Below are 24642 nucleotides of genomic sequence, written 5' to 3'. Positions count from 1 at the left end.
AGGGTTACGTATGATACCCAGCACCAGCCATTAGAAACATTGCCTTGACACGCAGGGGGACTCAATAATGAAATCAAAATCAGAAAGCCCCCCAAACGATAAAGAAAATCAACCTGTTACATCCTCAAAACCGACAGTCATGAGCGAACATGACAAAGCCGTGCTCGCCAAAATAGCGCAGTTGCCGGATGACCTTTTCAGTAAATGTGAACGGCAAGTGGACAAAGGCACGAAAACCTATCGCCTTCAGCGCGAATCCCATGGTGGAAATAGCGTCTTTTTCAATCAGGATGGTGAGGACTGTCGTTACAATCTGGTGGATGGAACAACAACAGGCGCGATGTACCTTGCCGAATCCCCTGAGACAGCCTTAAAAGAAGTGTTCCAGAACAAAAAAGGCCTTAAAGAGTCAGACCTCGATGATTATTTTATGGGGGTTATCGTGCTGGAAAAAGACATGAAGGTGTTGCAGATTCAGGAGCTGATTAAAGGTTCCCGGCTGACCCTGAATGATGTCACGACGTCAACGCGTGCGGTCACCCAGCAACTTGCGCGCAGAGTACATAAAGCAGGGTTTGATGGCATGTATTATCCGTCGAACGTCACCGGCGAGGAGTGTCTGGTGCTCTGGCACCACAAACCTGCAGGAGAAGGTGTTGCCACCACACTTGAGCAAACCTGTCTGAGCGACTATGAGCTGGAGGGCAGGGAAACGGCTGACATCCTTGTCAATGACCTGGGCATTTCCGTCGAGGAAGGATAAGCGTTATCAGGCCGGATCCTGTGAGCCAAAAAGCCTTGCCAGACGGTGCAGCTCTTCCATCACCATCGGGTCGGGATTGCTTCTCAGCACTTCAGCAACGGTGAAAGGTTTTCCGTTAGATGGATAACCGTCCAGTACCGTATTACGCTCTTCCATAAAGAAAGAATATTGCATACGGTCGCTGAATTTTCCTAAGTGCGCCAGCAACTCTTTCACGCCTTTGAGGACACCGTCTTCTGAGATTTTTTCGTCATCGGTAAATTGAAAAACGGGATAGTAAAACTCCCCATCCAAATCGATGGCGAGCAGCCTGCCATTTTTTCTCCAGGTATTCACCGTGGTTTTGGTTTTCCCGAGGGTCGTGGCCGCCTCTGCTGTCGACAGCACACCGCCGTCAGCTGCAAGGGTCTGAGTGAACATGATCTTGCTTTTCAACCGTCGCTGGAGACGCTTTTTCTCTTTGGTCTGACTCTGGATCGCAAGTTCGGTACTGTATTGCGCAATCAGGTTGAAGGCGAAAACCAGGTCTGTCTGCGCCATGCTTTCCGCGCTGACACTGGTTTTACCCGCGCGGATATTGTCAGCCACTTCACCGATGATGTTGAGCAATCTGTCTGCGGAGGTGACGGAAAAAAGACTGTCGGAGGAGCCTGCATGCGCATGGCGTTTATGCGTGGTTGTGGTCATAAATATTCCCTCCTCTTTTCGATTTCATCTCCTGAATACTACTGCAAATCGAAAAGTTGCGCAACATTTGCCCGAATGGCCTGCCGCCAGCGCGATGGCTGGCAGCCGCTTATATCACTCAGGACGACACTTTGCCGCGCGGATCGTCAATATGCTGTTTTGCCACGTCATAGCGGATGCCCTCCCGATGCAGGATACGCACATTTTTTACCACCGTCGCCAGCGCCTTGAGGAAGGTTGCGGAGTGTTCATGGCGTTCATAGGCTTCAATGTCTGCCCAGCCCTCTGATAAATGGAAGGCGTCGGGATTCACTAAATCCTGTGAAAAGGCATAGAAGACACATCCCGGCAATTGCTGTGCTGCCTGCATTTCAGGCTTAACCGCGTCGATAAATGTCTGGCGGTCATCCGGATGTACGCGGTAGTAAGCACTGACGATGATTTCAGTCGGTTGCGTTTTGTCATGGTCGCCCGCAGATGAGATGCGTGTGTCGGTAGTTTGCTGATTCATTTCATGCTCCTGATGATTTAAAGAGTGACTTAGCCCTGTTCACCGGAAAACGCACGCCATGCGGCCAGCGTATCCAGTGATTCCCGCAATAGTTTGATCTTGCCGTCTTCTGCCACCAGACGACCGGCATAGGTCTGTTTATAGACGCGGTCAGTACCTGCAATGCCCGCTTCGACACTGTATTCACCGAACGCCTGGGTCGGCGTATCAATCAGGAACTGAATATTACGGAATTTAAAATCCGGAACCTTGTTCAGCAATCCGGCAATAAAGGCTTCGATTTCCTGCGGACCCTGCACACGATGCGGCAGGCCCAGCGTCTGGAGATAGGGTAATTCCAGCACGCCGTCAGCGGCGAAGAGGGCAGCGGCGGTGTGGGGGTTCTGGATGCTGTCGAGATAATTTTGCAGTAGCTGCACGGCTGTTTTCATGATGCATTTGCTCCTGAAGTTGTCATGGTCCGCCCGGTTTCGGCGGTGTGAAATCACAATAATCAACTTCGGTAGTTTGCAAAACAGCAAAGAATGAAACCCATCATTTCAATTGTGAAATGATGGGCGTAGATATCAGCCGCGCCAGCGCCAGTCGGGTTCACTCAGATGACGGGCAAAGAAGTCGGAGAGCACTCTGACCTTGAGCGGGCGACTGCGCGAGGTCGGGGTGACGAAATACAGGCCGCCCTGGGTCATGGTCCATTCCTCAAGCAAACGCACCAGGCGACCATCGCGCAGATACTCAGTCGCGATAAATTCCGGTAGTTCAGAGATACCCAGTCCTTCAAGTAACGGTGGGAGCAGCGCATCGGAATTTGTCACCCGCAAGGGGCCGTTCGGCACAATGTCTTCCTGTAAGCCCGTGGTGTGGGTGAAACGCCATACCTGACTGCGTGCGCGATAGGCATAACTGAAACATTGGCGTGTGGAAAGTTCCCTGGGATGAGTCGGGGCACCGTGCTCAGCAAGATAAGCCGGGGTCGCCACCAGGAACTGTGTCACCGCGCACAGGCGTCGCGCCACCAGCGAGGAATCCGGCAATGCCGCAATACGTAATGCCGCATCGAAGCCTTCGGCGATCAGATCCACCGATGCATCGGAAAGATGCAGATCCACACTCAGCTCCGGGAACTGGCGCATCAGTTCTGGCATCAGCGGTGCTACCCAGCGCAGGCCAAAGGACATCGGCACGGCAAGGCGCACCTGCCCGCGTGGCTGAACGGAAAGCTCATGAGCTTCACTTTCGACTTCTTCTGCCTGGCGATACATCTCCGATGCTTTCGCCGACATGCTCTGACCGAACTCCGTCAGCGCCAGCTGGCGGGAGGTACGGTTAAACAGCCTGCCGCCCAGTCGCTCTTCAAGACGGGCCACGGCCCGTGACACCGTAGGTACGGATACGCCCATCACACGCGCCGCGGCGGCGAATGAACCTTCTTCTGCCACCTTGGCAAACATCGCCAGTCCTTCAAAGTCGGGAAATTTGTTCATTTCAAATCTGCAATGATGAGTTTCAAACCATTCTATTTTGAAGGGAGCGATTCGTCGATATGCTTTTTCCATCGCGACAACAACCGCTGTCGTTAATGACAAACAAACATTGAGCAGCAAACTGGAAAAAGGAAGACATAAATGAAAATCAACCACATCGCTTCAACTCTCTTCGCCTCCACGCTGTTACTGGGCATGGCCAGTGCATCCGCTCCGGCATTCAGCGCGTCTGCGTCACCGGTGGTGAGCATTTCGGGCGTGGATCATGCTGGCATCAACGTGCCGGACATTGGCAAAGCGATTGCGTTCTTCCAGAGCACCTTCGGGGCGCAGCTGGAATCAGATATTACTCCCGGAGCCATTCCCGACGCCTGGAAAGCCGCATTTAACTGGCGTCAGTCCAGCGACTTAAAGCGCTTTGTGATGATGCGTATGCCGGATGGCACCGGGGTTGAACTGTTCCAGTACAGTGGTGCGCAGATCAATCACCAGCATCCACATGAAGATGACGATGCCGCCACGCATATTGCGCTGAGAACGGTGGATGTCCTGTCCAGCTATCAGGCCATTAAAAAGGCGGGGCTGAAGACGCTGAACGAACCCGTGACCAACGCCGATGGCACCCAGTGGTTTTACTTCCTGACGCCGTGGGGTTCGCAGATTGAACTGGTCGGCAAGGTGAAAAAAGGCACCGATGTGAACATCGGCACCCAACAGGTTGCACCATCAGGTTTGCAACAGTTAATCGATCGTCATTTTGCCATCTGGAACAATCACGATGCAGCTGCACGGGCTAAGGGATTCGCCGACGTCTACACGCCAGACTTTTTCGTTGCCGATTATGATGGTCTGTTCGAAGGCGCTGAACGGGTCACCGCCGCGATTAATCGAGTGCAGTCGCAGCATCCCGGGTTTATCTTTACCCCGGCCCCAGTCGAGTGGAATCATGGCGTTGCCAGAGTGACATGGGGTTATGGTCCTAAAGAGGATCCGTACCGGGTGCGTGGCGAGGATGTGATTACTGTCAGCAACGGGAAACTGTCGAGCGCGCGGGTATTCCTTAATAAATGATGCCAGTAGCTGGCGGATTACCTTATCTGCCAGCTATAAATTAGCGGTGTCTGTTTTAGCGGGGCCGCCGCCAGCCACCGCTGTATTATCTTACTGGACGAAATCACTTAACCATTTCAGACCTGCAACGGTCTCAGTCGCAGGGCGGTATTCACAACCCACCCAGCCCTCGTAGTTAAGCTCTGTTAGCGCATTGAAAATAAAAGACCAGTTAAGTTCCCCGGTACCCGGCTCATTGCGGCCAGGGGAGTCAGCAACCTGCACATGCCGGATATGAGGGAAAAGCTCCCGCATACGCGCGGTGACATCGCCTTCGCTGCGTTGCACATGGTAAACATCAAATAACAGCCCCACGTTTGCTGCGCCGACATCGCGGATAACCGAATATGACTGCCCCTGCGTCCTGAGGATAAAGCCAGGAATGTCATTTGGGTTCACCGCCTCCAGAACAAGAGTGACATTATTGGCCTGTGCAGCCGCCCAGCGCACATTTTCAACCAGCGTGCTATACGCGGCATCAAAACTGACATCCTGCTGGCGAATCCCGGCCTGCAGATGAATCATCTGGCAATCCATCCCGTTGGCGTACTCCAGCGACTTCAGGAAGTCACTTCTGAATGCGTTGATACTGTCAGGGTGACACGCCTGACCGGAAGCCTTGACGGTACCGGGCTTTCCGGTTGGTGTATTGATCAGCAGCTGCCGCAGACCGCTGTTGTTGAGCAAATCCCGGAACAACGCGATGGGGCGATCATAGGGCCAGGCAAATTCAGCCGCTTTGAAACCTGCTGCTGCCGCAGCATCATAGCGCTGCTCAATAGGTAACTCGGTGAAAAGCCATTTCAGGTTGGCACTGAACTTCAGTGGTGTGGTCATTTCGCCTCCTTATTTACCCTGCAACGTGGTCACGGCTTTGGAAAAGAAGTCGGCAGAGCCGAAATTCCCCGATTTGAGCGCCAGCGCCAGCGGTTTTTCGCCGGGAGATAACAGGGCAGGTACGCCAGTATCAATCTCATTGCCGATTTTCAGTTCACCAAGATGCAACGCACTGACCACCGCTCCCGATGTTTCACCGCCGCCGACAACCAGCCTGCGAATGCCGCTGTCAACGAGGCTCTTCGCCGTGGTACCGAACAGCGCATCGAGTGTGGATGAAACCTGCTCCCGGCCATACGTATTCTGAGCGCGGATGACATCCGCCTTGTCTCCTGAGGTAAATACCAGCGGTGATTTACCCTGATTGGTTTGAATAAAATCGACTAACTGTGCGGCGTTCACTTTCCCGGTCATCACGTCATCCACGCTAACCATCATCACAGGATGTGATTTGGCATGCTCTGAGATCTGCCGCAGGGTGGTACTGGAACAACTGCCAACCAGAATGGCTTCCGGACCATCGATATGCGGCACATCACTTTGTGAACCGGAAGCCAGCCCCCGGGTGATGAAATTATGCGGCAAACCCATGGCGATCCCTGATCCACCGGTAAGCAGGCGCGAGTCAGCACTGGCTTTGGCGATGGTAATCAGATCCTCATCGCTCAGTGCATCAATGATGGTCAGCGTATCGCCATTGGCGGCAGATTTATTCAGTGCCTCACGTAACGCTTCTGCACCTTGATGCACTGTCTGCCAGGCAATAAACCCCGGTGTGCTGGTGGATTGCTGTTTCAGCACGCGGCGAATATCGGCATCTTTCATTGGCGTCAGCGGATGATGTTCCATACCAGACTCATTCAACAGACGATCCTGGACAAACAGATGCCCCTGATACACCGTCCGGCCCATGGCAGGGAAGGAGGGGCAGACCGGCACTGCTTTTTCACCGAGCAGGCTCGCAAGCGCCTCAGCCACCGGGCCAATGTTGCCTTCAGCTGTTGAATCGAAGGTTGAACAGTATTTAAACACGATTTGCTGGCAGCCCTGGGCCAGTAACCAGCGACAGGCCGCCAGTGACAGTGCAACGGCCTCTGCTGCCGGAACCGAACGGCTTTTAAGCGCAATCACGCCTGCTTCTACATCCGGGGACGCTGCCTGTTTCGGGGTGGTCAGATAGAGTGTCGTTTTGAGGCCACCTTCACCCGCAATGCCTTTTGACAAGGTCACGGCAATGTCGCTCGCCCCGGTAAAATCGTCAGCAATCACGCCTATCAGCATGATGTCCCCCCTGTTTGCGATTTCATGAGGTTTACGGCGGCGTCAGGTGCACTCAGAACCGGGACCGACACGTTTTCTTTCACCGCCGCCATCGCACGGGAAGTGGAGAAATGCGCCAGCATGATGACATCACAATCTGCCAGTTCATGGGCACGCGCCGCAATCAGGCGGTTGTGCGTCTCTGCATCGCCTTGACGTAAAAGATCGATAGCATCATCGACCACAATCGTTTTCAGCGTGGCGTCGCTACCACTCTCGGCGACAAACTCATTAAACTCTTCGGTCATGGTGATCACCGCGGGCGCGAAGGTCGCCAGCATACCAATGCGTTTTCCCTGCTGGAGTGCAGCACGGAACATCGCTTCATTCGGTTTCAGCACCGGAATGGGCAGCTCAGCGGCCATTTTATCAATCGCCGGGCCAAAGGCGGAGCAGGTCACCAGAATCCCGGCCGCGCCCAGGCTGAAGCCATAGTGACCAAAGCGCACAAAACGGTCGATCAGATTGGCAGAGAGATCGGTTTCGCGGGCACGATCAAGGGTAAGACCATCGTCGAGCAGGTTGACCAGCTCGGCTTCGGGCCAGAGTGTTTTGAAGCTTTGATGAATCGGTGGCATGGCGACAGGTGTGGCATGCAACAGGACAATCCGTTCGGACATAAAATCACCACTCGTATAGGGATGCTGGACAGCAATAGTTAGCGACACATCAGGCCGTTGCTGGCATAAGCCGCACGACAGGGTTCAGTGAGCAAATAATGGATAAAGGACTGCGCACGGGCCCAGTCAGTGCAATCATTCATCACCGCAATCGTGAACGGCGTCAGATGCTGAAGTTCATCCGGGAATCCAGCCACAATGGTGATGCCCTCCACCGTCATCAGTTCGCTCATTTGCTGGACAGCAAGATCCGCCTCGCCTGTCAGCAATTTTTCCCCGGTAAAACCCTGGGCGATTTTCGTCGCTTTCGGCTCCACCCGCTCCAGCACGCCCTGTTCAGCCATAATTTTTTGCAGATAGATACCGCTTGCGCCACCGAGGGAGTAGGCGACGGAGCGTGCCTGAACCAGCGCAGCCAGAAAGCCTTGTTTGGTGGCAATGTCCGGGGGTGTCTGTCCTTTGGGTACGGCGACGCCGAAATAAGCCGTGGCCAGTTTGAAACAGTTCTCCGGTTTGATTAGTCCCTGCCGGACCATGCCAGCAATGGCATCATCGGTCGCGATAACCACATCGGCATGAAGTCCCTCGGAGAGTTTCTTCTCAATAATGGTGGTGGGGCTCCACTCGAAGCTGAGATCAGACTCATGTTCATAGCCGGCTAAAACTCCCCGGTCAAAGGGGGCGCGTACCGCGAGGGTGCTAAAAACTTTCAGTGTCTTAGCGTGATTCATGTGTCACTCCAGAAAGTTAAAATGTGAAGGCTGAGAGTTACCACCGGCAGTCGAACGTATCGAACAGTTCCTGCAGGGCGGCGTCACTCAGGGCGTCGGGTTTCGGATGCGTCATCAGCCAGAGTTTTGCCGTTTCTTCTAACTCTTCGAGGATTTCCGCCGCTTTAGTGACGCTGGGTCCCCAGATGACCGGGCCGAGACGTTCCAGCATGATCCCTTTGACTGTGGCCGCCAGCTGACCGGCCTGAACCGCAACCTCAGGTGAACCCGGACGGCAATAGTTGATAAGCGGAATCCTGCCCACCTTCATCACCTGATACGGCGTAACAGGGGGCAGAATCGCTTGCTGGCTCCATACTTCACCCAGCGTCATCGCCACCAGATGCGTCGAATGGGTATGAACGATGCCTTGCACGGCATCGTTGTTGGCATAAATGGTGCGATGTAGCGTTAACGTTTTAGAAGGCTTACCACCCTTAACCCATTCTCCCTCAGCGTTCACTTTGGCAATCATGTCTGGCTCAAGTGTACCGAGGCAAATGTCGGTCGGTGTAATAAGCCAGCCGTCATCCAGACGTGCGCTGATATTCCCTGAGCTGCCGACGGTAAAACCACGCTGATACAGGCTACGTCCTGTCTGGCATATTTCTTCACGAATGGTGATTTCATGAGACATCTTTATACCTTCCCGATTTAATTTGCGTGCTTCGTTGCGCCATGCGACGGACGCTGTGACGCGTTCTCATCCGCATCTGATGCCCCTAAACCCAGCGGTTCAATTTTTCCCACGATGAAGATGTAAGAGAGTGCACCGATCAGACAGATAATGCCGGTGGCGACCAGCGGGACTTCATAAGAACCGTTGTTCATCGACAGCATGATCCCGGTGAATGAGGAGCTGATAATGCCTGCCAGGTTACCGGCGAAGTTTTGAATACCGCCGATGGTGCCAACGTATTCGCTACCCGGTGCGACATCGGCAGGCAGCGACCAGACCACGGCAGCCGAAAAGGCGATGCTGGCGTAAGAAATGGAAAGCAGCGTAATGATCAGGGGAATGCTGTCGGTGTATGTCGCCAGGCTAATCACTGACGAGAGCAGCAGCCCCAGAACCAGGCAGGATTTACGGGCGAATGTCAGGCTGAAACCTTTGCGGAATAACCAGTCAGACAGGTAGCCACCTAACATACTCGCCGGAATGCCTACCAGCGGCGGGATCATCCCCAGCGTGCCCAGTTGTTTCAGGGAGAATCCCTGGCTGGCCATCAGATAGGACGGGAACCAGGTCAGGAAGAAGCTGAGCGCAATATTCAGGCAAAAGAACGACAGCATCATGCCCCACATGGTGCGGTAGCGGAAAAGGAACAACCATTCCTTCTTGCCACTGCTTTTGGCTTTTGCCGGGCCACGATCCGCGATCAGATTGTCTCGCTCGACTGCGTTGAGTCCTTCTTTCAGTTCCGGTGTGCGGTAAATGATGTACCAGGCGATGGCCCAGACAATGCCGAGAAAACCGGTGACAATAAACGACATCTCCCAGTTCCAGGTACTGATGATCCAGGCAACCAGTGGCAACGCCAGTGCTGAACCGGCTCGCGGACCGGCATTAAAAATACCGCTGGCGGTGGCGCGATCCTTTTTCGGGAACCATGAGTAAACGACTTTGGCACAACCCGGGTGACCTCCGGCTTCGCCAATGCCGAGCAGCATTCGCAGGCCCATCATCGAGACCAGTCCACGACCACAGGCTGTCAGCACGGTAAAGACAGACCACCAGGCGACCGCAAGGGTCAGACCCAGGCGCTCACCGAACTTATCCAGCAAACGCCCGGCAGGGATTTGCATCAGGGCATAGGTCCAGAAAAATGCCCCCATAATAAAGCCCATACTGACATCATCTAACCCCAGGTCCTGTTTGATATGCGGGGTGGCGACGGAGAGGTTAACGCGGTCAATATAATTGATAGCCATGGCAATAAAGCACATGATTATCATAAACCATCTGATTTTAGGGTAGTTACGCATTATAGTTTTCCTGTTGGCTAACGTTTTTTCAGCACGAAAAACCCTGCTGTCTGTATTCTGAAATACAGGCAGTGCTGTTAAATTTTATTAATTAGATATCAACCAATTTCAGTTCTACATTCTGGTTTCTGATTTTTCCCTGCGCTTCCAGAGGAAGATAAGAATCGGTGATAATGGTATCCATCTTGTTTAACGGACAGATGGAATATAAGCCGTACTTGCCGTATTTACTGCTATCCGCGACGAGGATTTTCTTTCTTGAGACTTCAATCACTGCCTGTTTAACTATCGCTTTCTCTTCATAAGGGGTTGAAATTCCTCTTTCCGCATCCCACGAGCTTGAACTGATAAAGGCGATATCGACATTCAGCGTCTTAATAAAGTTGGCCGCACTTATTCCGACGGATGAAAAATTTCGTTTATCGACCAGACCACCAGTATGGAAAAGGTTTATTTGCGCCTTATTCATTAAATACTGGCTGATAGAAAAATCATTGGTAATGATGGTGGTATTGAATTTTTCCCCAAGGTATTTAGCCAGTTCGAAAGTTGTTGTCCCGGCATCTACGTAAATAACCAATCCATCATCGACCAATTCCGCAGCGGCTTTGCCAATAATCTGCTTAGAGCGGTGATGAATAAGGGCTTTATCGCTATAGCGCATTTCATGGCGCAGCACGTCATTCAGCCTGATGCCACCACTTACGCTGACGACCTTGCCCTCATGTTCCAGCAGCTGGATATCCCGTCGTATGGTCATATGCGACACGTTCATCAGATCCGCCAGCGCATTGATGGATGCGGTACGGTTCTCATAGACATAACGGTAGATAAAGTCCTGCCTTTCACTCGGGATCATGCTGTCACCTTAACGAAACACTCGATATCAATGACATCATGCTCGTGTTCACTGAATGAGTACATTCTCTCCCACATTAATTCACATATGAATGACCTGCATCACATAACCAGCAGCGCATAAAATTTGTTAACTATATGAAATGTAATTAATTTTTCGATTAACACCGTTCACATGATTTTGTGAAAAATGTGATGATGTGGAAAATAGTGGTGTGAGTTGTGAAAATCCTTTGGTGTGGATTCTGAATCTGAGGGGGGGGAATATCTTGCTGCATTTGATAATGAGTGATCACGGCGACTCAAAACACACTCCCCGTTCACAGCACTCATCGCAGCTGGGTGAGCGGCAAATCAATTCACCTTCGGCATGCAGGCAACGCTGGCGATAGAAGAATTTTTTCCAGCGCATATTGTTATGATTCATCGCCACCAGCGGGGGAAAGCAGTCGCCCATCAGCTGACGCAACTCCGCCCTGGAACTCAGTCCCAGGTCTTCCCACAGATGATTAAACGCCAGTGAGACACTGGCGATAATACGATGCATGGGGAACGCATCTGGCTGGAGATATTCCGCCAGCCATAATTCCAGCTGCTGCTGTTCATCCGCGCGCGTTGCGATCAGCTCACTCATCAATTGATGGCGCATCAGTGTGTCCGCAACCATGGAAGGTTGCTGGACTGGAATCTGGCGCTGTAACCGCGCCCATTGTTGCACGCCAAGTCCCATCATCAGGGGATAACTCCCCTGACCCTGCAAATAGAGGGACGCGAGCCGGCACAGCCAGTGTTGTTGTGGTGTCATGCGACCCCCTTATTTTGCCGCTGCATAGGCTTGTTATGGGATCGCCAGGTCTGCCACCAGCGATGCAGGGCTTCGGTCACCGGTTGCCACGCATCATCAACACAGGGCTGGATGCCGCGGGCCTCCAGTTTTTGCCACGGGGTATAACCCATGCGCACGCAGAACACCGCTTTGACATCCGCCAGCAGATCAAAAATCGCCGCCATGCGTGCCTCACTGTCTTGTTCCGGCTCGCAGCTGTCGCTGCCGTGGCAATATTTCGGGGTAAAGCGCTGATTAACCAGCACCACCCCGGCAGCAGACAGGCTGTAGATATAAAAACGATCCGCATGACCGAAATGGCTGTCAATCACATCCCCATGCTTCGATGCGACGGCGACCAGGCAGGCTTCTTCCTCCTCCGATTCCCCCTTCGTTGCAATGCTGGCGTGCAGCCTGGCGCGCTGGAACAGCATGGGTAGCCAGGACTGCGGAGAACGCTCCGGCTCCGGTATCTGCGCAAACTGCTGGCTACGGTCTTCGCCCAGCATCCCAATCGCATCCGCGCGGCACTGGTGGCAGTGCGTCATCTGCGGAATGATCTCACCGCAACGTTGCCGTACGGCAGCGACCATCGCAGCATCAGGTTCTGGCTGGCCTTGCAGACCAAACACCGTGCCATGCTCCGGGCGGGAAATCAGCGGCATGATGTTATGGATAAAGGCACCGCTGGTTTGCAGCATCTGGCTGACATCAGGCAGTGCCTGATCATTAATCCCTGGGATCAGCACCGAGTTGATTTTTACCAGCACCCCCTGCGTAGTCAGACGATGCACGCCCTCCAGTTGACGAGCGATCAGGATTTCCCCGGCCTCGCGCCCACGGTAACGTTCCCCATCCAGCCACAGCCAGGCGTAGATTTGAGCGGCGATGTCAGGATCCAGAGTGTTGATCGTCACCGTCACATGATCCACACCAAGCGCCACCAGCCGATCAACGGCATCCGGCAGCATCAGGCCATTGGTGGATAAGCATAGCTTCAGGTCCGGAAACGCCTCCCGCACCTGTTCGAGCGTACTGAAGGTGCGATGGATATTCGCCAGCGGGTCGCCGGGACCGGCAATGCCCACCACCGACAACTGCGGAATCGCGGTGGCGACCTGGCGCACCCTGGCGACAGCCTGTTCCGGCGTCAGCAGGGTAGAGGAGACGCCTGGGCGGGATTCGTTACTGCAATCAAACTTGCGGTTGCAGTAGTTGCATTGCAGATTGCAGGCGGGTGCCACGGGCAGGTGCATGCGCGCGAATCGGTGATGCCCGCTACGCGAATAGCAGGGATGCGAAGCAACTTTACCCGCGACCCGATCGGTCAGCGTCTCACTGGTCGGGGCCTGGCAGGCGGAAGAGGAGCAGGAAGTCATGGCGTTACCTTGATGATGTAGTCTGATCTTCCTGCTGCAATTTGTGTACCGCAGCTAATTTATTGAAATAGTGAGATTTTCATTCGGCATTTGTTGTCATCATTCCCACCTGTAGCTGACAATGTGTTGATCGTCACAATTTTGTGTCAGATACGTGGCATGGTGATGTCCATGGTCTGGATACGATACGCCACCTGGCGTGGCGTCATCCCCAGCAAGCGTGCTGCCTTCGCCTGCACCCATCCGGCTTTCTCCAGTGCGGCAATCAACCGCTGGCGTTCATCAAGGTTCTGATCGAGCCAGCTGTCCTCCCGCGGGGCACTGACCATCAGCGGTTTCGGGGCGACTTCCCGGTGATTAAACAGGATGACCTCACGATCGATTAACCCACTATCCGACATCACCGCCGAACGTTCGAGGCAGTTTTCCAGCTCGCGCACATTTCCCGGCCAGTTGTAGCTCATCAGCAGGCGGATGGCACCGTCACTGATGCGCAGCGTGCGGTTCTGGTTTTGCCCGATCTTGCGCACCAGAAAATGGGCCAGTTCGGCGATATCGTCCTGACGTTCGCGTAACGGTGGCAGTGCAATCGGCATCACATTCAGGCGGTAATACAGGTCTTCGCGAAAGTTACCGACGCGCACTTCTTCCTCAAGATTGCGATTGGTCGCGGCAATGATGCGCACATTGACCTGCAGGGTTTCATCGCCACCGACGCGTTCCATTTCCCCCTCCTGCAATATCCGCAGCAGTTTGGCCTGAAAGGAGGCACTGCTTTCGCCGATTTCATCAAGGAACAGCGTGCCGCCATCGGCCAGTTCAAATCGCCCTTTGCGCTGGCGTACCGCGCCGGTAAAGGCCCCTTTCTCATGGCCGAAAAGCTCGCTCTCCAGCAGGGTGTCGGGCAATGCTGCACAGTTAAACTTAACGAACGGTGAGGCGGAGCGGGGGGAGTTATGATGAATCGCATTGGCAATCAGCTCCTTACCGGTGCCACTTTCGCCTCGTACTAGCACCGTGGTATCCCATCGGGAAACCTGGCGGATAATCTCCAGCGTTTGCCGCATCGCCGGGCTTTTGCCCACCATATTGTCGAAGCCAAAATTGTGGGCAGGTACACAGTTGCGCCCCCGCACCGGTTGAACCGGCGTATGGCGAGGTGCTGGCGTGGCAGGAGGCGTCATCAGGCGTACCGTCTGCGCCACCAGATTGGCGACTGTTTCCAGAAAACGGGTGCAGGAGGGCAGACGCGTGTCGGTGCGTGCCATCGGTTGTGCTGCCAGCACCCCCAGCGGCTTCGAGTCGGGCCCCATCAGCGGCACAGCAATAAAAGGCAGGTTATAGTCATACAGCCCCAGCCGATCGAGAAATCGTGGGTCATCCGCGAGGCGCGGTAACACCAGCGACTGGCCCTGCGCCAGCACCGTTCCCACCAGTCCTTCTCCGGCCCGATAACGCACCCTGGCGCTGTCGCTAAGCTGGGATACATCGGCCTCCGGCAACGCGTCGATCGTCAGCAATTCCTGCTGGCTATCGTACAGACAGATCATCCCGTGCTGCATAAAGGCATCATTGTGCAGTACGTACAACACGTCCTGTAACGTCTGACCTATCTCAGTTGCCCGGCTGAGTACCACGCTAATGCGCTGCATGGCGGTAAATTGCTGGGACAGGTCAAAGCGCCAGACCGTGGTCTCTGATGCAGATTGCTGGGTCATTTGGAGCCTCCGGTCAGTGAAGCAAATAAGGGAAACCGCAGGGTCAGGCAGGCGCCTCCCTCGGACGGGGAGGTCAGTTCAATCGCACCATGGTGATGAGCCACCAGCGTCTGGATCAGACGCAGTTCCATGCCTTTGCCAGGCGCGTTTAACGCATTCGGTGCATGCGTGTATTGCACATGTCTGAGGGGTACGTTGTCGCATAAGTAAAAAGCCAGCCAGCCTTCTTCTTCATGCGCATAGACCTGGGTGTGCAGGCTGAATTCAGGGAGCCCGGCAGCCAGGTCGAGAGTGCGATCCAGCCACAGACTCAGACAAGCGAGGATCTGGGTGCGCTGGCCGAAACAGACCAGGTGTGGCGAGTCCTGGGTTACCTCCAGGCTGTCTCCCTGTTGATAGCGGGTATGGTACAGCGCGCGCAGATCGGCAAAGAAATCATGTAGCGACCACAGGGCCGCGTGCTCCAGATCCAGCGAAGGTCGGCAGCGTTGCAGTCGTACCATCGCTTCTTCTCCCTCGTGCCAGGCGGAATCCAGCGCCACGTTATTGTGGTCGGCACCGTTCAACCGTCGCGCGGCGGCCAGCATATTGATCGGGCAATTTAGCTGGATCAGCGCCGCATCGAGTGAGTCACGGATCGCCGCCAGCAATTTGCCGGTAGTCATATGTTGTTTCAGGCGGTCAAGCCGTCCCTGTTCCTGCTGCTGCTGTTGCTGGGTGTGATCGGTGATCACCACCAGCGTGCGCGTGAGGCTGTTATCGACAAAATAACGGCTGGCTTCCTCACTGACGCCCGGCAGCGTCCAGCAATGCACCCGCAGCCAGCGCACCGCGCCACACAACACCATTGGGATGACCGCGCCTGCAGCAAATTCTTTTTTACGGCGGGAGAAGTCCAGCTCTGTCAGCAGTTCTTTGCCACCACAATCGGCACATAAGGTTTTGTAGGTCAGGTTGTCCATCACCACCTGATCCTGTTCATCCACCACCACGACAGCGGCCGGGATATTATTCAGCACGGCTTCCGTCAGCGTCATTTGATTGCGCAGACGTTGTTCCAGTGCGTAGCCGGTACTGATATCACGCTGCATCGCCAGATAGTGTTCCAGCTCGCCGCAGGTATTGATAACCGGGGTGATATCGATTTCCACCAGAAACAGGCTGCCATCGCGACGGCGGTTGATTAATTGCCCGCGCCACGGCTGACGCAGATGCAGGGTGCGCCACATATCTTCATAGATGATGCGCGGGGTCTGTTTGCTGGCCAGCAGGCGGGGATTTTGTTGCAGCAATTCATCCAGCGTATAACCGGTCTGACGGCAGAACGCCGGGTTAGCATAAATAATGCGTGCCTCGGCGTCAGTCAGCGAGATGGCAATCGGTGCCTGTTCGACCATGGTCAGGAACAAACCGGGATGTTGCTGAGAAAGCCCTCGTGCAATAGCTTGCGGTTCAGCGGCATCCATCATCATATGCTCAGTCATCGCACTCTCCGGATTTCAGGTTCGGTTGTGTCGCAGTTATGACAATTTGTCCCACCTGCCGACAGAGGGCGCAGACGGTGACGGCTCGAAATAACCATGCAAACGGTAAGCCTTACGTGGGGGCTACCTGCCTTAACCTTGATCCAGATCGGGATTTCGCCGCTTTTCACCGCTTATTTCGCGCAGAATGCGCCAGTCACGCGCCAGTGGCCCACCGCAGGCAGGCGAAAAAAGCATCACGCTGGTGCGCAGCGGCTCACGACAGTGCAACGTCGGCATGCCAGATACCTGGCACAGCATTCGCAATAACCAGGGAACTGATACTTTCACTCCACAGGAGCGCGTTATGGCGAACGTCGGTATTTTTTTTGGCACAGACACGGGGAAAACCCGCAAGATTGCGAAGCTGATCCACAGGAAACTGGGGGATGTGGCGGATGCACCGGTCAATATCAATCGTATCTCGCTGGAGACCTTTCTTTCCTACCCGGTGCTGATCCTCGGCACTCCCACACTGGGCGACGGGCAACTGCCGGGGCTAAATGCCGGTTGTGAGGAGGCATCATGGGGAGAATTTATGGCGCAGCTTGCGGGAGCCAGCCTGAGTGGCAAAACCGTGGCCCTGTTCGGGCTTGGCGACCAGGTTGGCTACCCGGATAACTTTGTCAGCGGGATGCGTCCGCTGTATGACGCCCTGAAAAACTGTGGTGCGCAGTTGATCGGCCACTGGCCCAATCAGGGATATGAATTCATCACTTCGGCGTCACTGGAGGAGGGGGCGTTTGTTGGCCTGGTGCTGGATCAGGACAATCAATATGACCTTACCGAGGAACGGCTTGATGCCTGGCTGGATACCATCAGGCCGGTGATGGTGTAAGCGAACCGCGCCGCGACAGTTTTTGCCCATCGTTGTTGCGGCGCAATTTCCTGCGCATTTATCATTCAATTTTTTTGAATTGTTTCAGCAAATCCCTCAGCTTTTACTCGCCGGTCTACAGGTCTATTCTCTCTCACATCGGGGCACAACAACCCACCTACTAAAAATTATCTTTGAGGAAATGACCATGAAATCTATCAAAACTTTCGTTGCAGTTGCGGCCCTGTCACTGGTTTCTTTCGGCAGCTTCGCGCAGAGCATCACCGCTTCCGCTTCAACCCTGGATGGCGCAGAAGCCAAAATCGCTGCTCAGGCTAAACAGGCTGGCGCTTCTTACAAAATCACCGGTGCACGCGTGGATAACGGTGCTTACCTGTCAGCTGAACTGACTAAATAACATTATCAGGTCGCCGCCAGGCGACCTTTTATCGTCCTGTCAGCCGGGCCGGGGCAGCAACAGATGCCCCAGCAACTCCACCAGCACATGTGCGGCAAGATAAGATGTCACCCCGGTCGCCACATCCAGCTGCGGGTTAACCTCAACCAGATCTATCCCCACCACGTCCATTCGCCCGATCAGCGCCAGCAATGCTGCCATCAGTTCGTCATAGCGCATGCCATTAGGCTCTGCGGACGCACAACCGGGGACCAACGCCATATCCAGCACATCAATATCAATGCTGATATAACATTTTTCACCCACGGGAAGATGTTCAAACAGTTCCAGCGGTGAACGCTGACGAAACTGTTGCTGGCTGATAATGGTGCTGCCCTGCGCCGTGGCGTCGCTGAATTCAGAGGGACGCACCCGCAGGCTGCGAATTCCCACCTGGGTCAGACTCTGCACCTGGCTCAACGCCATAATGTGGCGAAAAGGTTGACCATTGCTGTAATGCACACCGTTAGTGACCGGGGCAAAATCCAGATGTGCATCGAACTGGACGACATGCAAAGGTTCCTGGATGCCACGAATCAGCGGCCATGACACGGAATGGTCACCACCGATGGCCAGCGGTATTGCCTGACGCTGGCGAATCAATTGCGTCATGGCGCTGATATTGTCATGGGTGCCGATCACGTTAGTCGGCAATACATCCACATCTCCCACATCCACCAGACGGCCCTGGGCCACCACATCGGTGAGAAAGTGCTGCTGACGCGAAATGTCGAAAAAACCGGTTGGTGCAAAACGCATCGAATGTTCGCGGATACTGCGCGGCGCAAATCGGGTGCCGGGCTGCCAGGGCGAACCTTCATCAAACGGCACGCCAAATACCGCGACATCGGCATCCAGTTCGCTCAGGCTGGGGCAGTAATTGGCACGCAGGAAGGTGGGAATGCCGGTAAATGCGCGGTTCAGGCGTTCGCTGCCGCGCAGATTTATGCTCATAGTTCAGTCCTTACATGCTGCAACAACGCGCGGGTGCGGGGGTGTTGTGGGGCAGAGAACAGCTGCTGTGTCGGCCCCTGTTCCACAATCATCCCGTCTTCCATCACCACCAGGCGGTCGGCCACCTCGCGGGCAAAATTCATCTCGTGAGTCACTATGATCATCGTCATGCCATCCTGGGCCAGCTGTTTCATCACCTGCAGCACTTCGCTGGTCAGCTCGGGATCCAGCGCGGACGTCGGCTCATCAAACAACATCACTTCTGGCTGCAAAGCCAGGGCGCGGGCAATGGCAACACGCTGTTTTTGTCCGCCGGACAGGCTGGCAGGCATCGCCTGGGCTTTGTGCGCCAGGCCTACTTTTTCCAGCAGTTGCATCGCCAGCTGCTGCGCAAACGCCTTGCCTTGTTTCAGTATTTTGTGTGGCCCGATCGCCACATTGTCGAGAATCGACAGGTGGGGAAAGAGGTTGAATGACTGGAAAACCATACCTGCCTGACGACGCAGGAGATTGAGATCCGGCTCGGCTAACATTTTCCCATTCTGCAACAGATGCTGGCCGCACAGCCGGATGCTGCCCTGCTGTGCCACCTCCAGACCATTGCAGCAACGTAAAAACGTGCTTTTGCCCGAACCACTCGGACCAATAATCACCACCACCTCGCCGCGCGCCACTGACAGGCTGATACCTTTAAGGACAGGGTGTTGGTCAAAATATTTTTCGACGTTAACCGCCTCAATGATGGCTGGATTCATTGCACCATCCCTCCCGCACGCAGTTTTTTCTCCACCAGACGCAATAACAGCATGGTGCTGCTGGTCATCAGCAGGTAGATAAAGGCGATCACGATATACACCTCCAGCGAACGATAGGACACGCTGATCACTGTTTGCCCCTCATGCATCAGATCGTGGATGGTAACCAGAGACACCAGCGCCGAGTTTTTGGTTAACGCAATAAACTCATTCGCCAGCGGCGGCACCATGCGCACCAGCGCCTGCGGCAGGATAATCAGCCGCATCGCCTGCGCACCGGACATGCCCATTGAACGCGCCGCTTCGGTTTGTCCGCGGTCGATAGAAAGAATTGCACCCCGCACCAGCTCTGAAACGTAAGCGGCGGAATAACATCCGAGACCGATAATGCCGCAGACAAAGGCGGGAATGACGATATTGAAATAGGGCAGACCAAAGTAGAGGATAAAAAGCTGCACCAGCAGCGGGGTACCACGCACGAAAACCACGTAGCTGTTGCAGAACCACCACACCAGCTTACGCTGGGGAGCAAGCCTCCCCAGACCAATTAAGGTTCCCAAACAACAACTGATCAGCAGGGCGCACAGGGTGACTTCAATCGTCACCCCGGCTCCTGAGAGCAGATCGCGCCAGGCGGCAAACGCCGGCGTAAAATCAAATTCGACCATGCTCACCCCGGCTTATTGCGCTGCGTTACCAAACCATTTTTTCTGCAACGCGTCATAAGTGCCGTTGGCTTTGATGGCTTTCAGCGCATCATTCAGCTGCTGACGCAACTCCGGTTCACGTTTGCTGACGGCGATACCGTACTCTTCATGGGTTACCGGCTCCGCCAAAATCTGCGTGGTTCCGCGGGTTTTGCTGTACAACAGTGCCGCCGGTTTGCCGGTCACCACCGCATCAGCGCGGCCTGCTTCCAGCGCGTTAAACATCTCTTCGTTCTTTTCCACTTCTATCGTCTTTGCGGTGGGGAATTCATCCGCCATCACTTTGACCGATTTGGTTCCGACCTGCACCGCGACACGCTTACCCGCCAGATCCTGAGGGGTTTTGATCCGCGTATCGCCTTTTTTCACCATTACCACCAGACCCGCAGCGAAATAAGGGTCGGTGAAATCCACCACTTTTTTGCGGTCATCAGTGATGTAAATTGCGGACAACACAATATCCTGACGACCGGCCAGTACAGACGGCACCATCGCCTTAAAATCCATATCGGTATACACCAGCGGACGTCCCATCTGCTTTGACAGCGCAGCCGCTAAGTCCACATCGAAGCCGGTCCGCTGGTTGTTCTGGATAAACTCCATCGGCGGGAAGGTCGGGTCAATCGCCACGCGGATGGGTTCGGCAGCCTGAGATAACGAGGAAAACAGGAGCGCACTGAGCAGAAGTGAACGAAGAGTCATACGTCCTCCAAAAGATTAAACGTTGCTGTCGCAGTATCCGGCGCGAATCGCCGCGCCAATTAAATTGAGCACCAGACGGCCTGCGGTCATGCAGGAGAGCTGGTGCACGTCTTTTGCGGGTTGAATTTCCACAATGTCCATACCTACCACACGTCCTTTTTTCACTAATCCGTGGATCAGTTTACGCGCCTGAACAAAGGTGACGCCGCCCGGTGCCGGCCCTGCCACCGCGGGCATCACCGCAGGATCAAAACCGTCCGCGTCGATGGTCAGGTAATAACGGCCACCCTCCGGGATTTGCTCCAGCACCGCGTCCATACCGCGATCGTGCAACTCATACGCGGTAATGATTTTGGCCCCCCATTCACGGGCGTAATCGGCTTCTTCCTGACGCGCGCTGCCTGAGGCACGCATGCCAATCTGAATGATGTCTTTTACAAACGGCAGCTCAGACGCACGACGCATCGGGCTGGATAAACCATCACGCACGCCATTGACCTCATCACGCCAGTCGAGATGTGCATCAAGATGGACGATGGTGATTGGCCCCTGGTCGTCAAAGGCACGCAGAATCGGGTTGGTAATGCCGTGGTCACCACCTAAAACGATGGGGATGGCACCTGCCGCGAGAATTTTGCGTACCGCTTGTTCTGCCCGGACGAAATGACCACGCGGATCGTTCAGGTCGGCAGGTACGTCACCACAATCGACAAAGCGGACATCATCCCGTCCCTGTAACAGCGGGCCATCAATATCAAAATCATAGCGCTCAGGACCTCGGATCACCCGGTCAGACGCCTGACGAATGGCGGTGGGTGCACGTACCTGGTCGTTGTTGTAGTCCTGCGGGGTGTAGGCAGCGCCATAAGGCATGCCCAGTACGGCAAAATGTGCTTGCAAATTATCGAGATCGAGGGCTAATTCGGAAAACAGCAGTGATTTATGATTAGTTTGCGGTGGCACTGTTAACGGTAAAGACATAATGATTTCCTGGTATTGGCGAAATACGAACTGAGGCGAGTGTAGGGAGGCGTCTTCACCAGGAAAACTGATCTTATTTGCAATCACGGTTACGGAAACAGCAACCATGAAACCCCGGACACTGAACGAAAAAGATTTACGCGCCCTGAGGATATTCTGCGTTGTGGCGCAATCTGGCGGATTTTCTGCTGCTGAAAAATCTCTCAACATGACCAAGGCGACCATCAGTCGTCAGATTAAATCGATTGAAGAAACGCTCGGCACCGCGCTCTGTACCCGCGGACCAAAAGGCTTTGAGCTGACGGCGGCGGGTGAGTCGGCATTGCTTTATGCGCGTGAAGCGCTCGGTGCACTGGATCGCATCTTCCCGGCGATGGATGCCAGCCGGGGCGTGATTTCAGGGCCGCTGGTGATGGGGATTACCGATAATGTGATCAGCCACAGTGCTTCACATCTGCAACAGGCCTTGCGCGCCCTGCGTCAGCGGGCACCACAGGTGCAGCTGTCACTTAGCGTCATGACGGCCTCGCAACTGATTCAGGCCCTGCTCGACAGAAGGCTGGATATTGCCATCAAAGGGGTGATGGACTATCAGAAAACACCTTCGCTGCATTACGCCGAGTTATTTGCCGAGTCGCATGGTCTGTACACTCTGGCGGGTCACGAACTGCGTGCCCGACAGCTGCCGCTGGTGTACCGGGCGCAGCAACCCTTTGTCGAAGACGCGCTGGCCCGGCTGCACCTGAGCCGGGGCCCCGAAGCGGTCGGTATCGAAGCGGTGGCGATGTTGATTGCCGCCGGAGATGTGGTGGGGATTTTACCGCATCATTATGCGCAACTGATGCAGGTGTGTATCCCTCTGGTGAAGGTGCCGGATTCACCGACATGGACTGTGACCCACTATGCGGTCACTCACGCCGCCTATCCGCAATCACCGGCAGCGGAACAAATGATAGCTGAACTGCGTCGGGCACAGCATATTCTGTAAACGCCCGGACGGGGGCTGTCAGTGGCTTTTATTATGGCTGATGCGGCCTCCTGCGATTGTTTCATCATAAATTCATATCAGCATCTGTTGCAGCCATTGCCGCTGCCAGCGTTGCTGATTCTGCTGGTGCAGCAGGGTGCGAACACAAAGGGACGGATACTTTTACGCCACAGGAAACTGGGGGAGGTGGCGGATGCACCCGTCAATATCAATCGTATCTCGCTGGAGACCTTTCTTTCCTACCCGGTGCGGGTATTGGGCACTCGCGCCGCGACAGTTTTTGCCCACCGTTGTTGCGGCGCAATTTTCTGCGCATTTATCATTCAATTTTTTTGAATTGTTTCAGCAAATCCCTCAGCTTTTACTCGCCGGGTTACAGGTCTATTCTCTCTCACATCGGGGCACAACGCCCCACCCACTAAAAGTTATCTCTGAGGAATTGACCATGAAATCTATCAAAACTTTCGTTGCAGTTGCGGCCCTGTCACTGGTTTCTTTCGGCAGCTTCGCGCAGAGCATCACCGCTTCCGCTTCAACCCTGGATGGCGCAGAAGCCAAAATCGCCGCTCAGGCTAAACAGGCCGGTGCCTCTTACAAAATCACCGGTGCACGTGTGGATAACGGTGCTTACCTGTCAGCTGAACTGACTAAATAAACGGTTAACGCGGGAAGTAATGATTAGCCAGATCACAATGATCGCACTAATTATCAATCTAGAAACAATAACTATAGTTATTATTACTTCCATCGAAGGCGCACAGCCTTCTGAACAGACAAATTAAGGATTAAGACCATGAAAACTATCAAAGCCATGTCCATCGCCGCTGTTGCTGCTCTTTCACTGATGTCATTTGGCAGCTTTGCTCAGAGCATCTCCGTAACCTCCTCAACTCTGGACGGGGCGGAAGCAAAAATCGCTGCTCAGGCAGCACAGCAGGGCGCGCAGTACAAAATTACCGAAGCGAACACCAATAACCGTGTTCACATGACCGCAGAACTGTATAAATAACGGATGGTCGTACAGGGAAGTGCCGGAAAAGGTCGCCGCAAGGCGGCCTTTTTCGTATCTGGAGTTTGCGCGACAAATCAGCACGTCTTTGGCTTATTTGCTCATAACCTGTTGCAGCCATTGTCGCTGCCAGCGTTGCTGATTCTGCTGGTGCAGCAGGGTGCGTACCTGGGCCAAGGCCGCTTCCCGTTCCATTGGCGCGGGAGGGCGGATCAGTTCACACCACAGCAAATGCCAGCCCAGTGCGGTTTCAATTGGCTGACTCACGGCGTTGGGCTTCATCAAAAACAGCACGCTGTCCAGCTCGGGGAAGAGTAAGCCCCGGCTGATCCAGCCCATTCGTCCTCCTTCCAGCGCACTCGGGCAATGGGAATAGCGTTGCGCGAGGGTGCTGAAGGCCTGGCGCGATACGCTTATCTGCTGGTGGAATTGCTGGATCTGGCGCTGTATCGCCGCACCATCATTCTCCGTGGTCAGTAACAGGTGCCAGCTCAGGCGTTGTTCCGGGCGCATAAATTTATCCTGATGACGCTGGTACCATGCCAGTACCTGTAAATCATCCGGCGCGGGTGCCTGTGCGGCCACACGCATCAGCTGCATTTCCATGCGGGCGTGATGGCGGATGATCGAGGCCCGCTCATTTTCGCTAAAAAGCTGCTGTGACAGGGGAGTATTAAGTGACGTTGTCACGCTGGCAATGACCGTTTCAGGGATTATCTCATCACCCGTTTCCCTGACCACCGCGTATTCCAGCTGGCGCTGGCGCTGCCACAGCTGGTCAAACTCTGCCAGTTGACTGGCGGGGACGGACTCCGGCTGGCATTGCCAGCGCGACTGACTCAGCTGCTGCCGGGAAAAGCGTTCCCAAAGTTCAGCCACG

At 54.6% G+C, this 24642-nt stretch carries 29 protein-coding genes; 8 read left to right on the top strand and 21 right to left on the bottom strand.

Annotated elements, in window-relative coordinates:
• The first annotated feature begins 67 nt into the window (after positions 1-67).
• On the top strand, positions 68-763 hold the full coding sequence (locus tag AC6I8X_RS26720) for an RES family NAD+ phosphorylase (RefSeq protein ID WP_497841764.1): 696 nt from the start codon (positions 68-70) through the stop codon (positions 761-763).
• Positions 764-769: 6 nt separating this feature from the next.
• Here the strand turns inward: AC6I8X_RS26720 and AC6I8X_RS26715 are convergent, their stop codons facing one another.
• From AC6I8X_RS26715 to AC6I8X_RS26700, 4 genes are all read right to left on the bottom strand, one after another.
• Complete coding sequence (locus AC6I8X_RS26715) at positions 770-1450, bottom strand: helix-turn-helix domain-containing protein (RefSeq protein WP_313688725.1); 681 nt, start codon at positions 1448-1450, stop codon at positions 770-772.
• Positions 1451-1568: 118 nt separating this feature from the next.
• A complete protein-coding gene (locus AC6I8X_RS26710; RefSeq protein WP_497841763.1) occupies positions 1569-1961 on the bottom strand; it encodes a putative quinol monooxygenase in 393 nt (130 codons plus the stop codon).
• A gap of 29 nt (positions 1962-1990) precedes the next feature.
• Positions 1991-2392 (bottom strand): nuclear transport factor 2 family protein, encoded by a 402-nt coding sequence (locus tag AC6I8X_RS26705; protein WP_084879026.1) that lies wholly within the window; start codon positions 2390-2392, stop codon positions 1991-1993.
• Positions 2393-2527: 135 nt separating this feature from the next.
• Positions 2528-3445 carry a LysR family transcriptional regulator gene (locus AC6I8X_RS26700; protein WP_084879027.1) on the bottom strand — a complete coding sequence of 306 codons (918 nt, stop codon included), beginning with the start codon at positions 3443-3445 and terminating at the stop codon, positions 2528-2530.
• Between the two features lie 141 nt (positions 3446-3586).
• On the opposite strand from AC6I8X_RS26700, the gene AC6I8X_RS26695 reads away from it, so the two are divergent.
• Positions 3587-4516: a VOC family protein gene (locus tag AC6I8X_RS26695; RefSeq protein ID WP_497841762.1), complete on the top strand. Its 930-nt coding sequence runs from the start codon at positions 3587-3589 to the stop codon at positions 4514-4516.
• 90 nt (positions 4517-4606) lie between these two features.
• Here the strand turns inward: AC6I8X_RS26695 and AC6I8X_RS26690 are convergent, their stop codons facing one another.
• The 11 genes from AC6I8X_RS26690 to nifL all read right to left on the bottom strand — a co-directional run bounded on the left by AC6I8X_RS26690 (position 4607) and on the right by nifL (position 16353).
• Entirely contained in the window at positions 4607-5392 is a 786-nt protein-coding gene (locus AC6I8X_RS26690; protein WP_497841761.1) for a hydroxypyruvate isomerase family protein, read from the bottom strand.
• A gap of 9 nt (positions 5393-5401) precedes the next feature.
• Positions 5402-6673: a 3-oxo-tetronate kinase gene (otnK, locus tag AC6I8X_RS26685; RefSeq protein WP_497841760.1), complete on the bottom strand. Its 1272-nt coding sequence runs from the start codon at positions 6671-6673 to the stop codon at positions 5402-5404.
• Positions 6667-7332 (bottom strand): aspartate/glutamate racemase family protein, encoded by a 666-nt coding sequence (locus tag AC6I8X_RS26680; protein WP_497841759.1) that lies wholly within the window; start codon positions 7330-7332, stop codon positions 6667-6669. The genes otnK and AC6I8X_RS26680 overlap by 7 nt, the downstream gene beginning before the upstream one ends.
• Positions 7333-7370: 38 nt before the next feature.
• Entirely contained in the window at positions 7371-8063 is a 693-nt protein-coding gene (locus AC6I8X_RS26675) for a molybdate ABC transporter substrate-binding protein (RefSeq protein WP_497841758.1), read from the bottom strand.
• 37 nt (positions 8064-8100) lie between these two features.
• Positions 8101-8739, bottom strand: a complete 639-nt coding sequence (gene otnC, locus AC6I8X_RS26670; protein WP_497841757.1) for a 3-oxo-tetronate 4-phosphate decarboxylase — start codon at positions 8737-8739, stop codon at positions 8101-8103.
• Positions 8740-8756: 17 nt separating this feature from the next.
• Positions 8757-10088, bottom strand: a complete 1332-nt coding sequence (locus AC6I8X_RS26665) for an MFS transporter (RefSeq protein WP_409521784.1) — start codon at positions 10086-10088, stop codon at positions 8757-8759.
• 91 nt (positions 10089-10179) lie between these two features.
• Entirely contained in the window at positions 10180-10947 is a 768-nt protein-coding gene (locus AC6I8X_RS26660) for a DeoR/GlpR family DNA-binding transcription regulator (protein WP_497841756.1), read from the bottom strand.
• 291 nt (positions 10948-11238) lie between these two features.
• Positions 11239-11751, bottom strand: a complete 513-nt coding sequence (locus AC6I8X_RS26655) for a nitrogen fixation protein NifQ (protein WP_313689186.1) — start codon at positions 11749-11751, stop codon at positions 11239-11241.
• Positions 11748-13151: a nitrogenase cofactor biosynthesis protein NifB gene (nifB, locus tag AC6I8X_RS26650; protein WP_497841755.1), complete on the bottom strand. Its 1404-nt coding sequence runs from the start codon at positions 13149-13151 to the stop codon at positions 11748-11750. The genes AC6I8X_RS26655 and nifB overlap by 4 nt, the downstream gene beginning before the upstream one ends.
• A gap of 146 nt (positions 13152-13297) precedes the next feature.
• Positions 13298-14869 carry a nif-specific transcriptional activator NifA gene (gene nifA, locus AC6I8X_RS26645; protein ID WP_313690060.1) on the bottom strand — a complete coding sequence of 524 codons (1572 nt, stop codon included), beginning with the start codon at positions 14867-14869 and terminating at the stop codon, positions 13298-13300.
• Entirely contained in the window at positions 14866-16353 is a 1488-nt protein-coding gene (nifL, locus tag AC6I8X_RS26640) for a nitrogen fixation negative regulator NifL (protein WP_497841754.1), read from the bottom strand. The genes nifA and nifL overlap by 4 nt, the downstream gene beginning before the upstream one ends.
• Positions 16354-16699: 346 nt before the next feature.
• Between nifL and AC6I8X_RS26635 the strand changes: the two genes are divergently transcribed.
• Positions 16700-17230 carry a flavodoxin gene (locus AC6I8X_RS26635; RefSeq protein WP_497841962.1) on the top strand — a complete coding sequence of 177 codons (531 nt, stop codon included), beginning with the start codon at positions 16700-16702 and terminating at the stop codon, positions 17228-17230.
• 187 nt (positions 17231-17417) lie between these two features.
• On the top strand, positions 17418-17627 hold the full coding sequence (locus tag AC6I8X_RS26630) for a YdgH/BhsA/McbA-like domain containing protein (RefSeq protein WP_013508023.1): 210 nt from the start codon (positions 17418-17420) through the stop codon (positions 17625-17627).
• 39 nt (positions 17628-17666) lie between these two features.
• On the opposite strand, the gene AC6I8X_RS26625 is transcribed toward AC6I8X_RS26630, so the two are convergent.
• From AC6I8X_RS26625 to AC6I8X_RS26605, 5 genes are read right to left on the bottom strand one after another with little or no spacing between them, the layout of a single operon-like run.
• A complete protein-coding gene (locus AC6I8X_RS26625) occupies positions 17667-18620 on the bottom strand; it encodes an agmatinase (RefSeq protein WP_313689356.1) in 954 nt (317 codons plus the stop codon).
• Complete coding sequence (locus AC6I8X_RS26620) at positions 18617-19375, bottom strand: amino acid ABC transporter ATP-binding protein (RefSeq protein WP_313689358.1); 759 nt, start codon at positions 19373-19375, stop codon at positions 18617-18619. Before AC6I8X_RS26620 ends, AC6I8X_RS26625 begins: the two co-directional genes overlap by 4 nt.
• Positions 19372-20043, bottom strand: coding sequence for an amino acid ABC transporter permease (locus AC6I8X_RS26615; protein WP_299451999.1), 672 nt, complete (start codon positions 20041-20043; stop codon positions 19372-19374). The genes AC6I8X_RS26620 and AC6I8X_RS26615 overlap by 4 nt, the downstream gene beginning before the upstream one ends.
• Before the next feature lie 12 nt (positions 20044-20055).
• Positions 20056-20784 (bottom strand): transporter substrate-binding domain-containing protein, encoded by a 729-nt coding sequence (locus AC6I8X_RS26610; protein WP_084879046.1) that lies wholly within the window; start codon positions 20782-20784, stop codon positions 20056-20058.
• Between the two features lie 15 nt (positions 20785-20799).
• Complete coding sequence (locus AC6I8X_RS26605) at positions 20800-21765, bottom strand: agmatinase (protein WP_313689362.1); 966 nt, start codon at positions 21763-21765, stop codon at positions 20800-20802.
• A 106-nt stretch (positions 21766-21871) separates the two neighbouring features.
• On the opposite strand from AC6I8X_RS26605, the gene AC6I8X_RS26600 reads away from it, so the two are divergent.
• The 4 genes from AC6I8X_RS26600 to AC6I8X_RS26585 all read left to right on the top strand — a co-directional run bounded on the left by AC6I8X_RS26600 (position 21872) and on the right by AC6I8X_RS26585 (position 23762).
• The gene (locus tag AC6I8X_RS26600) at positions 21872-22753 is read left to right on the top strand and encodes a LysR family transcriptional regulator (protein ID WP_497841753.1); all 882 of its coding nucleotides are present in this window, start codon (positions 21872-21874) and stop codon (positions 22751-22753) included.
• A 21-nt stretch (positions 22754-22774) separates the two neighbouring features.
• The gene (locus tag AC6I8X_RS26595; RefSeq protein WP_497841752.1) at positions 22775-23089 is read left to right on the top strand and encodes a hypothetical protein; all 315 of its coding nucleotides are present in this window, start codon (positions 22775-22777) and stop codon (positions 23087-23089) included.
• Between the two features lie 109 nt (positions 23090-23198).
• A complete protein-coding gene (locus tag AC6I8X_RS26590) occupies positions 23199-23408 on the top strand; it encodes a YdgH/BhsA/McbA-like domain containing protein (protein ID WP_013508023.1) in 210 nt (69 codons plus the stop codon).
• Between the two features lie 138 nt (positions 23409-23546).
• Positions 23547-23762, top strand: a complete 216-nt coding sequence (locus AC6I8X_RS26585; protein ID WP_084878987.1) for a YdgH/BhsA/McbA-like domain containing protein — start codon at positions 23547-23549, stop codon at positions 23760-23762.
• Positions 23763-23855: 93 nt separating this feature from the next.
• On the opposite strand, the gene nifM is transcribed toward AC6I8X_RS26585, so the two are convergent.
• Positions 23856-24641 (bottom strand): nitrogen fixation protein NifM, encoded by a 786-nt coding sequence (gene nifM, locus AC6I8X_RS26580; protein ID WP_497841751.1) that lies wholly within the window; start codon positions 24639-24641, stop codon positions 23856-23858.
• Position 24642: the final 1 nt, after the last annotated feature.

The organism is Pantoea sp. X-Soil-TKNS-1280, from assembly GCF_059730475.1.
Note: the sequence above shows the minus strand (reverse complement) of the source record. Positions and strands in the feature narration are given on the sequence as shown.

Bases quoted from the DNA above. Each gene is read 5' to 3' on its own strand.
- AC6I8X_RS26690 (WP_497841761.1), bottom strand. From the start codon at position 5,392: ATGACCACACCACTGAAGTTCAGTGCCAACCTGAAATGGCTTTTCACC.
- AC6I8X_RS26695 (WP_497841762.1), top strand. From the start codon at position 3,587: ATGAAAATCAACCACATCGCTTCAACTCTCTTCGCCTCCACGCTGTTA.
- nifA (WP_313690060.1), bottom strand. From the start codon at position 14,869: ATGACCCAGCAATCTGCATCAGAGACCACGGTCTGGCGCTTTGACCTG.
- AC6I8X_RS26715 (WP_313688725.1), bottom strand. From the start codon at position 1,450: ATGACCACAACCACGCATAAACGCCATGCGCATGCAGGCTCCTCCGAC.
- AC6I8X_RS26660 (WP_497841756.1), bottom strand. From the start codon at position 10,947: ATGATCCCGAGTGAAAGGCAGGACTTTATCTACCGTTATGTCTATGAG.
- AC6I8X_RS26655 (WP_313689186.1), bottom strand. From the start codon at position 11,751: ATGACACCACAACAACACTGGCTGTGCCGGCTCGCGTCCCTCTATTTG.
- nifB (WP_497841755.1), bottom strand. From the start codon at position 13,151: ATGACTTCCTGCTCCTCTTCCGCCTGCCAGGCCCCGACCAGTGAGACG.
- AC6I8X_RS26605 (WP_313689362.1), bottom strand. From the start codon at position 21,765: ATGTCTTTACCGTTAACAGTGCCACCGCAAACTAATCATAAATCACTG.
- otnC (WP_497841757.1), bottom strand. From the start codon at position 8,739: ATGTCTCATGAAATCACCATTCGTGAAGAAATATGCCAGACAGGACGT.
- AC6I8X_RS26625 (WP_313689356.1), bottom strand. From the start codon at position 18,620: ATGAGCATAAATCTGCGCGGCAGCGAACGCCTGAACCGCGCATTTACC.
- AC6I8X_RS26720 (WP_497841764.1), top strand. From the start codon at position 68: ATGAAATCAAAATCAGAAAGCCCCCCAAACGATAAAGAAAATCAACCT.
- AC6I8X_RS26600 (WP_497841753.1), top strand. From the start codon at position 21,872: ATGAAACCCCGGACACTGAACGAAAAAGATTTACGCGCCCTGAGGATA.
- AC6I8X_RS26675 (WP_497841758.1), bottom strand. From the start codon at position 8,063: ATGAATCACGCTAAGACACTGAAAGTTTTTAGCACCCTCGCGGTACGC.
- AC6I8X_RS26680 (WP_497841759.1), bottom strand. From the start codon at position 7,332: ATGTCCGAACGGATTGTCCTGTTGCATGCCACACCTGTCGCCATGCCA.
- AC6I8X_RS26620 (WP_313689358.1), bottom strand. From the start codon at position 19,375: ATGAATCCAGCCATCATTGAGGCGGTTAACGTCGAAAAATATTTTGAC.
- nifL (WP_497841754.1), bottom strand. From the start codon at position 16,353: ATGACTGAGCATATGATGATGGATGCCGCTGAACCGCAAGCTATTGCA.
- AC6I8X_RS26585 (WP_084878987.1), top strand. From the start codon at position 23,547: ATGAAAACTATCAAAGCCATGTCCATCGCCGCTGTTGCTGCTCTTTCA.
- AC6I8X_RS26615 (WP_299451999.1), bottom strand. From the start codon at position 20,043: ATGGTCGAATTTGATTTTACGCCGGCGTTTGCCGCCTGGCGCGATCTG.
- AC6I8X_RS26705 (WP_084879026.1), bottom strand. From the start codon at position 2,392: ATGAAAACAGCCGTGCAGCTACTGCAAAATTATCTCGACAGCATCCAG.
- AC6I8X_RS26635 (WP_497841962.1), top strand. From the start codon at position 16,700: ATGGCGAACGTCGGTATTTTTTTTGGCACAGACACGGGGAAAACCCGC.
- AC6I8X_RS26700 (WP_084879027.1), bottom strand. From the start codon at position 3,445: ATGAACAAATTTCCCGACTTTGAAGGACTGGCGATGTTTGCCAAGGTG.
- AC6I8X_RS26665 (WP_409521784.1), bottom strand. From the start codon at position 10,088: ATGCGTAACTACCCTAAAATCAGATGGTTTATGATAATCATGTGCTTT.
- AC6I8X_RS26590 (WP_013508023.1), top strand. From the start codon at position 23,199: ATGAAATCTATCAAAACTTTCGTTGCAGTTGCGGCCCTGTCACTGGTT.
- AC6I8X_RS26630 (WP_013508023.1), top strand. From the start codon at position 17,418: ATGAAATCTATCAAAACTTTCGTTGCAGTTGCGGCCCTGTCACTGGTT.
- AC6I8X_RS26610 (WP_084879046.1), bottom strand. From the start codon at position 20,784: ATGACTCTTCGTTCACTTCTGCTCAGTGCGCTCCTGTTTTCCTCGTTA.
- otnK (WP_497841760.1), bottom strand. From the start codon at position 6,673: ATGCTGATAGGCGTGATTGCTGACGATTTTACCGGGGCGAGCGACATT.
- AC6I8X_RS26710 (WP_497841763.1), bottom strand. From the start codon at position 1,961: ATGAATCAGCAAACTACCGACACACGCATCTCATCTGCGGGCGACCAT.